We start from the raw sequence: 14030 nt of genomic DNA, 5'->3' as shown, positions 1-14030 counted from the left end.
TTTGTGTGTTAAGTGGCTTTATTTTCTCATCTGCACTAGAATTTTTTGAGTATTAGTTTTGAAATGATTCAGAACCGGATGACAGATAGAATCTGTTCAACTTCTTTATCGGTGGTAAATGTACAAATCACGTTGAGAACGGTATAAGTTGATTATTTTATGTTTTTGTATAAAAGGAAGTGAATGAAAATGGATTAAATTAAAGAAGGAAAGATTAAATATTCCGAAAAGATATTTTTTTCTGAAATAAAATTCATTTATCGGTGAAATGTGCAATTTTGATTTTTTAACATTCAAAAAAGCTTTGTTCAAAAATTTTAAACATTTTTAAGAAAAATACCAGGGATTTTGACTCTTGTACAGTCTTTTAAAAAATCGTAATTTTACGAATCTTTTTTACGAACAAAATCTAATAAATAAAAATGAATACAGAACAGTTTGTGAGCCGTCACATTTCCCTTAATGAAGCCGATAAACAGGCAATGTTGGAAAGATTGGGCGTTTCAGGTATTGAAGAACTAATTTCTCAGACTATTCCTTCCTCTATCCGTTTGGAGAAGGATCTTGAGATCTCCGCACCGCTTTCAGAATACGAAATGCTGAACCATTCAAAGGACCTGGCATCGAAGAATACGGATTATACGAGCTATATTGGTTTTGGATACCATAATACACTTTTGCCGTCCGCTATTCAGAGAAACATCTTTGAAAATCCAAGCTGGTATACGGCGTATACTCCTTATCAGGCGGAAATTGCACAGGGAAGACTGGAAGCGCTTTTGAATTTCCAGACGGTAGTATGTGACCTTACAGGTTTCGAGCTGGCTAATGCTTCTCTTCTGGATGAATCTACAGCGGCTGCCGAAGCTATGCACATGTTCTTTAATAACAGAACGAAGGATCAGAAAAAAGCAAATGCCAACAAATTCTTTGTTTCCGATCTTGTTTTACCTCAAACCGTTGCCGTTTTGAAGACAAAAGCAGAAGGTTTGGAAATCGAAATTGTGGAAGGCGATCACAAAACCCACCAGTTTGACGGGACCTATTACGGGGTCTTATTACAGTATCCTGGTAAAAACGGGATCGTTCTGGATTACACTGAAGATATTGTAGAATATAAAAAATTAGATTTACAGGTGGTAGTGGCTTGTGATCCGATGGCTTTGGTTAAACTGAAATCACCGGCTTCCATGGGTGCTGACTGTGCGGTAGGAACTTCACAGAGATTTGGTATTCCATTGGGTTATGGAGGTCCTCACGCTGCATTTTTCTCTTGCAGGGAAGATTACAAAAGAGATATTCCGGGAAGAATCATCGGGGTTTCTCAGGATATGTACGGAAAACGTGCATTGAGAATGGCGCTTCAGACCAGAGAGCAGCATATTAAAAGAGAAAGAGCAACTTCCAATATTTGTACTGCGCAGGTACTTCTTGCAGTAATGGCAGGAATGTATGCTGTTTACCACGGTCCGAAAGGGTTGAACTATATCGCAGACCAGATCCACTTTAAAGCCAATGCTTTGAAAAGCGGACTGAAAGCATTAGGATACCAGGTAGTTGAAGAACCAATCTTCGATACGGTAAAAATCACGATGAGTGAGGATGAGAAAGGAAGACTGACGAGAATGATGCTTGACCACAGACTGAACCTGAATTATTTCACGGAAGGAGTGGTAAGTATTGCGATCAACGAAAGTACAACATTGGAGAAATTAAATTATCTGATGGCTTCTTTTGCTCAGTTTAAAGATAAGCAGACTTTCAAATTAGAAATTAAAGAAGGATACAGCATTCCTGAAGAATTGTTAAGAAAAGACGAAATTCTTACGGAGCAGGTATTCAACAAATACCATACAGAAACAGAACTGATGCGTTACATCAAACGTCTTGAAAGAAAAGACCTTTCGTTAACGCATTCCATGATCTCCCTTGGATCTTGTACAATGAAACTGAATGCAGCAACTCAGATGCTTCCGCTTTCATGGGCAGACTGGGGAAGTGTACACCCGTTTGTACCGGTAGATCAGGCCGGAGGTTACCAGGAAATGATCAAAGAACTTGAAAAAGATCTTGCCGAGATCACAGGTTTTGCAGGAACTTCATTGCAGCCGAATTCAGGAGCTCAGGGAGAATATGCAGGATTAATGGTCATCAGAGAATACCACATTTCAAGAGGTGAAGGCCACAGAAATGTAGTACTGATTCCTCAGTCTGCACACGGAACCAACCCTGCATCTGCAGCAATGGCCGGAATGAAGATTGTGGTGGTTAAAAACCTTGAAAACGGAGAAATTGATTTCGAAGATTTAAAAGCTAAAACAGAACAGCATTCTGAGAATTTGTCTTGTGTGATGATCACGTATCCGTCAACGTACGGATTCTTCGATGCCAACATTAAAGAAATTACCAGCCTGATCCACGAGCACGGCGGACAGGTTTATATGGATGGAGCCAATATGAACGCTCAGGTAGGATTCACAATCCCTGGAAACATTGGAGCAGACGTTTGTCACCTGAACTTACACAAAACCTTTGCAATTCCTCACGGAGGAGGAGGCCCTGGAGTTGGACCGATCTGTGTTGCCAAGCACCTCGTTCCTTTCCTTCCTTCCAATGCGAATATCAAAATCGGTTCTAAAGAGGCGATCGACGGTATTTCTGCAGCACCTTACGGTTCCGGATTAATCCTTAATATTTCTTATTCTTATATTAAAATGTTAGGAACAGACGGATTGAAAAAAGCAACCGGACATGCTATCTTGAACGCGAATTATCTTAAAGAAATATTGGCTGAGCATTTCCCGATCTTGTATTCAAACGAAAATGGAAGAGTAGCCCACGAATGTATTGTAGATTTCCGTCAGTTCAAATCCCTTGGAATTGAAGTAGCAGATGTTGCGAAGAGATTAATGGACTATGGTTTCCATGCACCTACCGTTTCTTTCCCTGTAGCCGGAACACTGATGATTGAGCCTACAGAATCTGAAAGCAAATCTGAAATCGACCGTTTTGCAGAAGCATTAATCTCCATCAAAAAAGAAATTGATGAGATTGGTAACGGAGAGGCAGATCCTGCGAACAACGTCCTTAAAAATGCGCCGCACACTGAGCAGCTGGTGATCTCAGATTCATGGGATAAACCATACAGCAGAGAAAAGGCAGCGTATCCGTTAGAGTGGGTGAGAGATCACAAATTCTTCGCTTCCGTATCCAGAGTGGATGAAGCATATGGAGACAGAAATCTGGTATGTACCTGTGAGCCGATTGAAGCTTATATGTAATCATTTACCATAAATATAATGCAGCCGTTCAGAATTCTGAACGGCTGCTTTTTTTTAGTTATTGTATCTCTTCTTACCTTCTCCGATAGCTGTATGCTACCAGAAGTGCAACAGCCATGGCACCAAAAGTGACCATTGAGACTGTTTTAATTGATATTTCACTGTCTTTTGCGGATGATGTATTTTGATCTTTACTGCATGAAGACAAGAAAACTGCTGTCATCAACAGACAGCTCAGGAGTAATTTTTTTATCATAAATGTATTTATTTGGTTATTAATAATTTATGAGCAAAAAAGATGCCGGATGCTCTGTTTGAATAAGCTTTCTGTATGCGGTAAATAGGAAATTGATAATATTTGTTGGTTTTAGATTGAAATCGTTTATTAAATGTCCTGATTTTTTGATATTTTATTAATAATGATTGATAGACAAACCCTTCTCAACAGAAAAGGGTTTTAAATTTATACAGGATTTAGTTTCACTTCCCATTCAGTACAGCATTCACATACTCCGTCCACTCATGCACCGGAATGCTTCTGTCCAGATAAAAATCCGGCTGTAATCCTTTTCCATCTATTGTAAAATCCGGGATACGCATACTTCTTGAAAGTGAATAGCCTAATTCAAATTCTTTACAGGGAGAAGGAACGTAATACATATTCGAAACATCCAGAACACCATAAGTAGTGGTTCCAAATAATTTTACTTTTCTGCTTTGTTTGGCTGCCAGTAAAAACTGCTCGTCCGTGCTTCCGTTGGCCTGATTAATAATAATTCCAACGTTCTTTGGATGCGGATAAACCTTGTCATACTTCGTGATGCTCACTATATTTTCATTGAGATTCACAAATTTTCCATGTTCTTTTTCCAGTGTATCAAAAGCGTTTTTGGCCCATTTTTTATTCTCCTCACTAAATCCGTATTCCGGTTTGTTGATGAAATCCATCATTCGCTGATTGTTTAGTTTTGTAGATAAATATTCTACACCAACGGTTCTGATCGGATTTGTATAAATCAACGGAAGAATGCTGCTGTAATTGGCATCACTGCCGCCGGTTCCGTTTCTGATATCAATGATCAGATTTTCAGTCGCAATAATTTTATCTTTGTTGGCAGCAATCACACTGTCAATTTTTTGTTTTTGTGACGCCTGAAAAGATGGAATTCTCAGGTATAGAGTGGTTTCGTTTAATTTCTCTATATAGGGCTGACCAGCGCTTACCGATTTAAAATATTGGGTATGTTTAGGATCATTCTGAATCCTGGGATAAACTCTTGAAAGGCTGAAGTCCCCGATCTGCAGGTGATTTTTCCCGGTTAAGGTGATCTCTTTGGATTCCACCTTAGAGCGGTCACGCATATAATAAACAGAACTCATTTTACCATCCGCCATATTGATTTTTAGCTTTACCTGTCCTTTTGTCCAGTTTTCTGCCCCGGATTCTATGATAAAGCCTACATACTGATCTCCCTGTTTTTTTATTCCGATGGTATAAGGTTCAGTTACCCAGATCCCTTCATAATCAGATGCTTTCTTTTTATCCAGATATGTTTTGAAATCCTGTGTATTTGTCGGCAGGCTTTCCCAGTCTGGAAATTGTTTTTCTGTTTTTTCGTTTGCAGACGGTTGGGATGATTCCTTTTTGATCGGACGTATCGCAATATGTCCCGAACGGAAAAAGCTAAGCCATTCATAGAGAAGAGGACCGCATTCACTAAATGTTTTCGCAGACTTTACTTTTTCTGAGGTGGCTTTATTATGTGCTTCGTAAGCCTGGCTGTCTTTCTGCTTTAATGCGTATTCAAAACCGGCATCGTTTTCTTCAAACGTTTTTTTTACCCAATTGTAGTTTTTGGTGCAATCACAGCTTTGGGCATAAGCTGATTGGGTAATTAAGGCAAATAAAGAAGTAATTATTACGGCTTTTACATGTTTCATGGACATAATTTATTAGGATAGGACATCTCATATGCTTGAAATATTACATTTCACGTGTTTTTCCTGCTGTGGCCGGTACTTCGGGTAACATATCAATCGAAAATTAGATGGTCTAAAAATAAATAAATATCCACTGAAAAGCAATTTTAATTTAGCTTTACACTACAAATGGTGTTTTATTTTAATTTTTCCCCTTCATCTTTTTTGAGATATAGAAAATAATGAAAATGGTAGTGATGGTGATGCAGGTCACCAGAAAAGTCATTTTTATGGCTTCACTTTCATTACTCGCTGAAGTAAAGGAATAGCTGATTAATAAAAGTAAGAATAGAAAGAAGATTTTCTGAACAGAACTAAAATTATTGTGTTTCATCATAGATTTTTTGTGTCGTGTAAATCTATAAATAAAACCGGCCTAAAATGCTATCAATGAAAAGATTAACTTTTTTAACGTAAGATTTTTATAATTATATGGACAAATCAATAAATTAGAATAAAAATTGCTCTGTCAGGAAATTAAAATACACTCGAAGAGATTTGCAGCCATACAAAGTCTCCTGACTTTGAGTAACCTTTTAATCTCGTAAGAAGAATTCACGAAACAAAATAAATTAATTTTAAAAATTGAATCTTAAGCGGTTTCACTCACGCGCTCACACCCTCAAACACAGACACTCTCAAACACTCACTCCCCTTTCCCTTCATTCCAGTAAAAGCTATCCGGATAAATTCTCGCCCCAAACACCGCAGTTCCCACTCTCACAATAGTAGCACCCTCCTCAATAGCGGTTTCCAGATCACCGCTCATGCCCATGGAAAGCTCTTTCATTTCTACGTTGGGGATATTCTGGAGGATAATTTCCTGCTGAAGGTTTTTTAGGATTTTAAAGCAAGTTCTTACTTTTTCTGTTTCCGCACTGAAAAGACCGATGGTCATCAGGCCTTTGATCTTCAGTGTGCTGAATTCAGACACTTTTCGGGTAAGTTCAACAGCCTCATCAGGATGTGCCCCGAATTTGCTTTCTTCCTGGGAAGTATTCACCTGAATCAGAACTTCTATGGTTTTTCCTTCAGATAAAAGTCTTTGGTGAAGCTTTTCTGCCAGATCCAGGCGATCCAGGGACTGTACACAAACCACATCATATTTCAGAATGTCCTTAATTTTATTCGTCTGTAAATGCCCAATGAAATGATTTTCATGCGGAGTATCTTTCAGGTCGTCATATTTTTCCTTCAGCTCCTGAACTTTATTTTCGGCAATTAAAGTTGTTCCGTTCTCTAATGCTGTTTTAATATGTTCTGCAGAAACAGTCTTCGTAGCGAGCAGGAGTTTTACGTCGTCAGGATGTCTGCCGGTCTTTTCACACGCTTTTTGTATTCTTTGGCAGATAGTCTCAAGGTTCAGGAGGATATTTTCTTTCATGGCTGTGTAATTTCCCGGGATTCCAGTTTTCTGATCAGAGCCGATTTTACGGCAGTAAACGTATGGTCTTTCGCTTCGGCAAACGAAACGTTGTACTTGCGCTCAATATTTCTGAGATCTTCCGGGAACTTAGAAAGAAGTTCATCATAAAAAGTATCCAGGAACTCTGCGGAAGGCATTTCATAATTGATTTTTAGCTGAAAGCGTCTTAACAGGGCTGTGTCAATGATTTCTGCATGATTGGTTGCACAGAGCAGCAGGGCATTTTCCGGATAATAATCAATCAGCTGGATCAGCGTATTCACCAGTCTTCTCATCTCGCCTACATCTTTGTCATCACTGCCTCTTGCTTTTCCGATCTGGTCCAGTTCATCCAGAAATAAAACCGACCTTTCCCTTGCGGCTTTGTCAAAAATCATTTTAATATTCTGGGAAGTCTCTCCAATACGGGAAGAAACAATATTGCTCAGGTTAAGAATCAGGATATTTTTACCCAATGCATTGGCCACCGCCTTCGCTGTCATGGTTTTTCCGCATCCTGAATTTCCCTGCAGCAGGATCTTGTTATTCACCGGAAGTCCGTATTCCTGTAATTCTTTAACGTAAGTGTGTTCCTTGATAAGCTGCACCAGTTGGTCTCTGTTGCTGTTGCCGAGAAATACATCGTTGAGGGTAACTTCCTCTTTATCCTGAATGATGAGATTATACAGATTCATGCTCAATTAAAAAATAATTTATCACACAAAGATAAAGCTTTATTGGATGATGGGGAGAGCCTGAAAGTGAATTAAATGGTAGTCCAGACTGATGAGGCCAAAGATATGAAGGCGGTGGTAATATACTTTAAAATGAGTGGGGAAGGGCTTTAACCGGATAAATGACGAGGTTATTGTTATAAAGATCATCAGTAAATATTTTACTTTTGCATCAGCAGATTTTTGCTTAATCTGAATATAAGTTACTTATGAATATTATAAAAGAATACACCGGAAAACAGAGCCTGATACAGTTTGGATTGATATTCTCCATTGTGATTGCTGTATTTTTTCTCGGGCTTATTGAGTGGACCGATATGCTGGCGGTTGTAATACTGGCAGGTATGGCTCAGATTTATTCTTCATTAGAAAGAAATACAAAGTATCCCCGTTTTCTTTACCATGGCCTTGCAGTGTTGATTCTTGGGGTTTGTTTTGCCGTGTATCAGCATATCATTCCTGGATTTAACAATGTCTTGTATTTTGATAAGATCAAAGTTTCCGAAGATGCGGTTCCTTTTACCATGTACTTTAATGTGGATAAGCTGTTGGCCGGACTGATCCTTCTGCTATTTATTATTCCTTTAAAAACAAATTTCCGGGAAGGGGTGAAGAAAATCTGGCCGCTTTTTCTGATGACCATTGTTCTTCTTCTCAGCCTGGCAACACTGTTTCATTTTGTAAGATTTGATTTTAAGCTTCGTTCCTATTTTCTTATTTGGGGAATCAATAATCTTTTCATTGTATGTATGGCGGAGGAGGTTCTGTTCAGGGGATTTCTGCAAAGACATCTGTCAGTACTGAAGATCAGATATTCAGGTGTTATAGCTATTGTGGTGGCTGGTTTAGGCTTTGGTCTTCTGCACTGGCAGGGGGGAGCTGCTTATGTATCTTATGCTGCAGTAGCAGGGATCATGTATGGGTGGATGTACCATCGGTCGCAAAACATCTTCCTGAACATCCTGGCTCATTTTCTGTTTAATCTCATCCATATTATCTTTTTTACGTATCCGTTTCTGCAATAAAACAAGATCCGTTTAACATCATACAAAGTTTTTATCAGCTTTGAGACTCCTTTAAATACAAGAAAAGCCGTGCAAAAGCACGACTTGACTATTTGGATATATAAAATTTGCTATGAAGTCCAATTTGAGGTTATGTTTTTGGGCCCTTTTACTCCATTGAGTAAAAGAGCAGAATCTGAGTATTCAGATTAAAAACATAAACAATACAATTAATATAGATGTTCTATAGGCTCGTCTGCTTTATAGAACTTAGTTTCTTTCTTCTCTTTTTACAGTTGCAAAGTAAGATGAAAACACTACTAAACATGTTGCGATACCAATGTAAGTTACCATTTTGTTTTATTTTTAATTATTTGACTTTATTTTATCAATTTTCTAATTGCAATATTACAGCTTTCAAATCACATGCCAAATTAAATTATTATGATGTTTATCAGTGTGTTATGTGGTTTATCTTTAGGTTTTTATTAACTTAATGTTTACAAAAAATTAATGTATTTTTATGAAATTATTAATACATTTATTGTGTTATCAGTAAAAAATTATTAAATCAACAAACGTTTTACTGCTTCTATATTGGACTTGATAAAACAAAAAAGAAGAAATGCGATGCATAATACCGGCTTTTGAGACCGTTTTAAAACATCAGATTTTATGAAATGAAAGAAATATTATGTTAAGAAAACTTATTTTTCGGATAGAAATTTTTTCACATGCTCTGGAATAATGTTATGTATTTTGACATCAATTTGAAAATTTTGTCACATGTCATGGAAATACTGACACATATGAAACATCTGCTGTCAGACTTTTTTATTAAAATTTTTTTACAGTCCTTATATATATTGAAATAGTATGACAAAAAAATAAAGCTTATGTTATTGTTTTTTCAGGAGTAAATACCATAATAAGGATGCTCAGGTAGGATTCAGAAAAGTTCAGAGATTTGATTAAGATCAGGGATTGAAAAATCAGGAGGTTTTTCAGAAAATCAGGATCAGAAAGAAGAAGCTTTTCAGTATTTTTGTGAAAAACAATCCAAATGGGACGCAGTTATATATTTCTGGCCTTAGCCATCATCTTTGAGATCATCGCCACCACTTTCCTGAAAAAATCCGAAGAATTTTCAAAGCTGTTGCCTTCTGTAATAACAGTTGTGGGCTATGCTGCTGCGTTTTATTGTCTCAGCCTTACCCTTCGGCAGATCCCTGTGGGAATTACGTATGCCATATGGTCGGGAGTCGGGATTATTTTTATCACACTTATCGGGGTAGTGGCATTTAAGCAGGTTCCGGACCTTCCGGCATTAATAGGCATTGCGCTTATTGTGATCGGGGTGGTGGTTATTAATGTGTTTTCAAAGATGGGAACGCATTGAATTTTGATTGAAAGATTGAAAGATTGAAAAATTTAAAATTAAAAGATTAAAGGATTAAAAAATTAAGGAATTTTAGCCTTTAAATTTTATTTCTTCATGTTTTTAAGACGCAAGGATTATTTTTGAATACAATTGTACAGCACGATCATGAAGAATAATAAGCAAATCTCTTACTCATCATCATAAGCCTTGCTGAAAATCTTTGATTTTCTCGCGCCTTTAAAACATTCACTTATTTAAAACCCTTGCGCCATTGCGTTTTTCCAACAAAGTAAAGACAAAAATTATGCTCATAAATAGCCCCCGAATTGATTTCCAGTTGCCGGAACTCATACGTTCTGCTGCTTCTGTAGATATAAAAAGAAGTATTGTCCATTTCACTCCCTAAGGAAAGCCTGCCATTGGAAGAAATATTCTTTCGGATCAGTACTTTTTGAGGAAGCAGGACATTAAGCAGCAAGCCATCCGACAATCATAATATCTATATTGAGGAAGCTGAAATTCCCATCGGGGAAGTATACAGAGCCGATTTTTTCACAAAATATACCGGTGGGTTTCTGAATCAGGACTAAACTTACAGCTTTTGTCCAGTGAAGCGAATCACAGAGCCGGTACCATTGTGAAATAATCCTTCATTAAGCTGTATTTCCATCTCTTCAAGCTGTATCACTTTATAATCCGGAAAATCAGCTTTGATCTCATCCACTGAAAACAAGGAACCTATATCTTTTGGTCCGCCTACTTTTTCATTTTTGGTCACATACTCCAGATGACTTTTACTGAAGGCTTCAAAAATAATAAAACCTCCCTTGCGGAGATACCGGTCCAGCATCTGATGAATAGAAGATTTGATATCCGCCGGAAAATGAGCGTAAATCAGTGCAATTGCATCAAACTGCTCTGTCTGGAAATCAAGGGTCTGCAATTCTCCTACCTGATAATCTATGGTGACCTGATGCTGCTCAGCCAGCTGTAAAGCTTTGTTTTTTCCTTCGCTGCTGATGTCAAAGGCAGATACATTCCATCCTTTTGTAGCTGCAAAAACAGCGTTTCGTCCTTCTCCTTCTGCGGGAAAAAGAATAGAGCCCGGCTCCAGTTTTTCAAGCTGTTCTTTTAAGTAGTTGTTGGGTTCAGTTCCGTAAGCGAATTCCTGGCTGCTGTAGCGGTCGTTCCATCTGTCGAGCCAATTGTGGTCTGTCATTTTCTGAAAAATTAAATTGGGTTGGGTAGCATCATCCGGTAGGGATGTACTTTAGTTTTAAACACCAAATATAAAGACTTTCCACCTGCTTCACCGAATGGAAAAAACACTGGTCAAAATAGATTTTGTAAATAAGAATAATGAGTATGAATTTAAATGGACACTCCGAGGTCAGGAAGCTTGAGGATGGAAGAGGGGAGTTATCGACTACGAAAAAACTTCCATCTTCCAATCTCCGGTCTAAATTTCTACTTTTGAGTTCGTCCGTTTAATACAGCTTCTGATCTTTTTCGCAGTAAAAACTCCTTCTTTTTCCTCGTCCTGTCTGTTTTTTAATGAGTTTCTGTCCGCATTTCGGACATATGGTTTTTGTGTGGGCCAGCCAATGTTTCTTCAGGACAAATTCCCGTTTCCATTCCAGGAAATCAAAACTGTAATTTCTGGCTTCAGCTATCAGTTCTTTGAGCTTTTTCGGAGGCAGATGCCCGATTAAACTTTCAGGCTGTACCCCAATCCGGAACAGGACTTCATTCTTAATAATATTTCCCACACCCGAAAAAATATCCTGATCCATCAAGGCATCGCAGACCATCATTTCCGGTCTGGCTTTCAGTTTCTTTTCCGCTTTTCCGGGATTCCATGCATCACTCATAATATCAGCTTCCCAATCTATGGTGGAAAGGAACTCCAGATCCACAGATTTTACCGAGCAGGTGTAAAAATACATGCTGCCGGATTTGAAATGGAGTGACAGACGCAGGCGTTTGTCCGGCTTGGTCTGTTCATCAATACCGTACGAGCCAAACATTAAAAGATGAATCCGGACAGCCATACTGTCAAAAACCAGATACGTCTGTTTTCCGAAAGTACGGATCTCCTGTAAAGTCTGGCCAATTAATGGCTCTTTGTCGAATTGGGCATTACCTAATGCTTCTGTCACTGTTTTTCCGACAAACGGCAGCAGGCTTTCTTTCATTAAAAGTATGGACGGTCCTTCAGGCATGGCTTTGCTTTTCAATAAAAGTTCAAATACTATTCCGTAAAAATAAAATTTGGAGTAATTTTGAAAAATGATGAATTTAAACCAGATTTTCACGAATCAGCGTACAGGAAACAATCCGCACACCAAAGCTTCAAGAACTGATTTTCAGAGAGATTTCGACCGGATTATCTTCTCTTCTGCATTCAGAAGACTTCAGAATAAAACCCAGGTTTTTCCGCTTCCGGGAAGTGTTTTTGTCCACAACAGGCTGACCCACTCACTGGAAGTTTCATCAGTAGGCCGGAGTTTGGGAAGTATCATCGGGGAATTCATCTTTGATGCTTATAAGAGTGACCTTACGGAAGATTCTAAGAATTTCTATCTGCATAATTTAGGAAACGTTATTGCGGCAGCCTGTTTATGCCATGATGTGGGGAATCCGGCTTTCGGACATTCAGGAGAAGATGCCATTGCGAGTTATTTTGAAAGAAATGAAAAAGACCTGAAGCTGAAATTCAATGAAAAAGAATGGGCAGATCTGGTAAATTTTGAAGGAAATGCCAATGCCATAAGAGTTCTGGCTCAGCAACAGCAGGGAAAAGATGACGGCGGAATCCAGCTTACTTTTTCTACGCTGGCCAGTATTGCAAAATATCCGTGTGAAGCGGTGGCGAAGAAAAAAGGAATTATCCACAGAAAGAAATTCGGGTTTTTCCAGAATGAAAAAGATATTTTCCTTGATATTGCAAGAGAGACCAATCTTATCCTTGAAAACGAAGAACCTTACATATTCAAGAGACATCCGTTCGTATGGCTTGTAGAGGCTGCGGATGATATCTGTTATAATATTATAGACATGGAAGATGCGCACAGGCTGGGCATTGTATCCACGTCAGATTGTGAAAACCTGTTTTTTGAGCTGATCAGATCCGAAAGCGGCGATACGGACCGCGTGAAAAATAAACTGGCCTCTATTTCCAATGAAAATGAGAAAATCTCTTATCTGCGGGCAAAAGCGATCAATGCTTTGATCAATAAATCTTTAGAAATTTATAAGCATAATTTTGAAAATATTCTCCGGGGTAATCTGGATAACGGGCTGCTGGATATTTATAAATCCGAAAACCGTGCACTTCAGGATATTGAAGCTTTCTCCATTGAAAAAATCTACAACCATAAAGCGGTCGTGGAAATTGAAAATGCAGGCTACAACGTAATGTACGAGCTTCTGGATCATTTTATTCCCTCCATTCTTAAACCTGAAGATGAAAGGAAATCTTACGACAAAAAAGCCCTGAAGCTGCTTCCGAGACAGTTTGTCTACGAAGAAGGAACAGACTATCAGAAAGTCCTTGGGGTTATAGATTTTGTCTCAGGGATGACGGATAATTTTGCAACGGATCTTTACAGGAAGATTAAAGGAATTGATATCGGAATGACTGTATAATTCATAGCATCAGCTCTATTTTATCGCAACACTTATTTGGATTAAACCATTAAGATCATTGAAGAAGTGAAGGTAAGTTAAGAAAAATCATAAAGATTTTTAATAAAGCAAAGCTCATCTTAATATTCTTAATTTCTTCAATGATCTTAATGGTTAAAAACTTAGATTTCGTATAAAATCCTTTTTACTGGCAGTTAGGGCAGATTCCGGAAACCGTCAGGTTAATCTTATGAACCTTATAGTTTACCGGTAATTTAATTTTAGGTTCCACATCCTCCACACAGGTCACCGTCTTGCATTGCTCACAGCTGAAATGCAGATGATCATGATGGTGAATTTCTGTGGTACAGGTATGACATTCGGCATACTTAAGGGTTCCGTCTATATCCACTACTTTATGGATAACCCCTTCATCCATTAATCTCTCCAGCACCCTGTAGGTGGTAACACGGTCGCAGAGCCCATCCAATAGAACCTGCAACTCCGCATGAGACAATGCTATCCCGGATTCGTGGATGAGCCTTGTGATCTCTTTTCTAGCTATTGTATTTCTCGACTGTTTCATGTTTTCTGAATAAATTTCAATATAATTAATGC

Annotated in this window: 13 protein-coding genes; 4 read left to right on the top strand and 9 right to left on the bottom strand. The window is 38.3% G+C overall.

Annotated features, from left to right (window positions below; translation table 11 throughout):
- Window positions 1–422 precede the first annotated feature (422 nt).
- Window positions 423–3281, top strand: coding sequence for an aminomethyl-transferring glycine dehydrogenase (gene gcvP, locus B7E04_RS16430; RefSeq protein ID WP_080779588.1), 2859 nt, complete (start codon window positions 423–425; stop codon window positions 3279–3281).
- Window positions 3282–3354: 73 nt separating this feature from the next.
- On the opposite strand, the gene B7E04_RS21995 is transcribed toward gcvP, so the two are convergent.
- The 5 genes from B7E04_RS21995 to B7E04_RS16410 all read right to left on the bottom strand — a co-directional run bounded on the left by B7E04_RS21995 (window position 3355) and on the right by B7E04_RS16410 (window position 7361).
- A complete protein-coding gene (locus tag B7E04_RS21995; protein WP_139785423.1) occupies window positions 3355–3537 on the bottom strand; it encodes a hypothetical protein in 183 nt (60 codons plus the stop codon).
- 224 nt (window positions 3538–3761) lie between these two features.
- Window positions 3762–5222, bottom strand: a complete 1461-nt coding sequence (locus B7E04_RS16425; RefSeq protein ID WP_080780724.1) for a S41 family peptidase — start codon at window positions 5220–5222, stop codon at window positions 3762–3764.
- Window positions 5223–5403: 181 nt separating this feature from the next.
- Window positions 5404–5598, bottom strand: coding sequence for a hypothetical protein (locus B7E04_RS16420; protein ID WP_080779587.1), 195 nt, complete (start codon window positions 5596–5598; stop codon window positions 5404–5406).
- 309 nt (window positions 5599–5907) lie between these two features.
- Complete coding sequence (locus B7E04_RS16415; RefSeq protein ID WP_080779586.1) at window positions 5908–6645, bottom strand: YggS family pyridoxal phosphate-dependent enzyme; 738 nt, start codon at window positions 6643–6645, stop codon at window positions 5908–5910.
- A complete protein-coding gene (locus B7E04_RS16410) occupies window positions 6642–7361 on the bottom strand; it encodes an AAA family ATPase (protein ID WP_080779585.1) in 720 nt (239 codons plus the stop codon). The genes B7E04_RS16415 and B7E04_RS16410 overlap by 4 nt, the downstream gene beginning before the upstream one ends.
- Before the next feature lie 248 nt (window positions 7362–7609).
- On the opposite strand from B7E04_RS16410, the gene B7E04_RS16405 reads away from it, so the two are divergent.
- Complete coding sequence (locus tag B7E04_RS16405) at window positions 7610–8425, top strand: CPBP family intramembrane glutamic endopeptidase (protein WP_080779584.1); 816 nt, start codon at window positions 7610–7612, stop codon at window positions 8423–8425.
- Between the two features lie 1042 nt (window positions 8426–9467).
- On the top strand, window positions 9468–9803 hold the full coding sequence (locus tag B7E04_RS16400) for a DMT family transporter (RefSeq protein ID WP_080779583.1): 336 nt from the start codon (window positions 9468–9470) through the stop codon (window positions 9801–9803).
- 232 nt (window positions 9804–10035) lie between these two features.
- Here the strand turns inward: B7E04_RS16400 and B7E04_RS16395 are convergent, their stop codons facing one another.
- The 3 genes from B7E04_RS16395 to B7E04_RS16380 all read right to left on the bottom strand — a co-directional run bounded on the left by B7E04_RS16395 (window position 10036) and on the right by B7E04_RS16380 (window position 12007).
- Window positions 10036–10275, bottom strand: coding sequence for a hypothetical protein (locus B7E04_RS16395; RefSeq protein ID WP_080779582.1), 240 nt, complete (start codon window positions 10273–10275; stop codon window positions 10036–10038).
- Window positions 10276–10377: 102 nt separating this feature from the next.
- Entirely contained in the window at window positions 10378–11004 is a 627-nt protein-coding gene (locus B7E04_RS16385) for a class I SAM-dependent methyltransferase (RefSeq protein WP_080779581.1), read from the bottom strand.
- 268 nt (window positions 11005–11272) lie between these two features.
- Complete coding sequence (locus B7E04_RS16380; protein ID WP_080780723.1) at window positions 11273–12007, bottom strand: DNA-formamidopyrimidine glycosylase family protein; 735 nt, start codon at window positions 12005–12007, stop codon at window positions 11273–11275.
- Between the two features lie 70 nt (window positions 12008–12077).
- Between B7E04_RS16380 and B7E04_RS16375 the strand changes: the two genes are divergently transcribed.
- The gene (locus B7E04_RS16375; protein ID WP_080779580.1) at window positions 12078–13433 is read left to right on the top strand and encodes a deoxyguanosinetriphosphate triphosphohydrolase; all 1356 of its coding nucleotides are present in this window, start codon (window positions 12078–12080) and stop codon (window positions 13431–13433) included.
- Between the two features lie 184 nt (window positions 13434–13617).
- On the opposite strand, the gene B7E04_RS16370 is transcribed toward B7E04_RS16375, so the two are convergent.
- Window positions 13618–13998 carry a Fur family transcriptional regulator gene (locus B7E04_RS16370; protein ID WP_062647792.1) on the bottom strand — a complete coding sequence of 127 codons (381 nt, stop codon included), beginning with the start codon at window positions 13996–13998 and terminating at the stop codon, window positions 13618–13620.
- Window positions 13999–14030: the final 32 nt, after the last annotated feature.

The sequence above is a fragment of the Chryseobacterium phocaeense genome (genome assembly GCF_900169075.1).
Taxonomy (GTDB): domain Bacteria; phylum Bacteroidota; class Bacteroidia; order Flavobacteriales; family Weeksellaceae; genus Chryseobacterium; species Chryseobacterium phocaeense.
This window is presented reverse-complemented; position numbering and strand designations above follow the sequence as displayed.

What these genes read in the sequence shown, in the direction of transcription:
- B7E04_RS16420 (WP_080779587.1), bottom strand. Translation starts at nt 5,598, where the DNA reads ATGATGAAACACAATAATTTTAGTTCTGTTCAGAAAATCTTCTTTCTA.
- B7E04_RS16375 (WP_080779580.1), top strand. Translation starts at nt 12,078, where the DNA reads ATGAATTTAAACCAGATTTTCACGAATCAGCGTACAGGAAACAATCCG.
- B7E04_RS16385 (WP_080779581.1), bottom strand. Translation starts at nt 11,004, where the DNA reads ATGACAGACCACAATTGGCTCGACAGATGGAACGACCGCTACAGCAGC.
- B7E04_RS16425 (WP_080780724.1), bottom strand. Translation starts at nt 5,222, where the DNA reads ATGAAACATGTAAAAGCCGTAATAATTACTTCTTTATTTGCCTTAATT.
- B7E04_RS16405 (WP_080779584.1), top strand. Translation starts at nt 7,610, where the DNA reads ATGAATATTATAAAAGAATACACCGGAAAACAGAGCCTGATACAGTTT.
- B7E04_RS16370 (WP_062647792.1), bottom strand. Translation starts at nt 13,998, where the DNA reads ATGAAACAGTCGAGAAATACAATAGCTAGAAAAGAGATCACAAGGCTC.
- gcvP (WP_080779588.1), top strand. Translation starts at nt 423, where the DNA reads ATGAATACAGAACAGTTTGTGAGCCGTCACATTTCCCTTAATGAAGCC.
- B7E04_RS16415 (WP_080779586.1), bottom strand. Translation starts at nt 6,645, where the DNA reads ATGAAAGAAAATATCCTCCTGAACCTTGAGACTATCTGCCAAAGAATA.
- B7E04_RS16380 (WP_080780723.1), bottom strand. Translation starts at nt 12,007, where the DNA reads ATGCCTGAAGGACCGTCCATACTTTTAATGAAAGAAAGCCTGCTGCCG.
- B7E04_RS21995 (WP_139785423.1), bottom strand. Translation starts at nt 3,537, where the DNA reads ATGATAAAAAAATTACTCCTGAGCTGTCTGTTGATGACAGCAGTTTTC.
- B7E04_RS16410 (WP_080779585.1), bottom strand. Translation starts at nt 7,361, where the DNA reads ATGAATCTGTATAATCTCATCATTCAGGATAAAGAGGAAGTTACCCTC.
- B7E04_RS16400 (WP_080779583.1), top strand. Translation starts at nt 9,468, where the DNA reads ATGGGACGCAGTTATATATTTCTGGCCTTAGCCATCATCTTTGAGATC.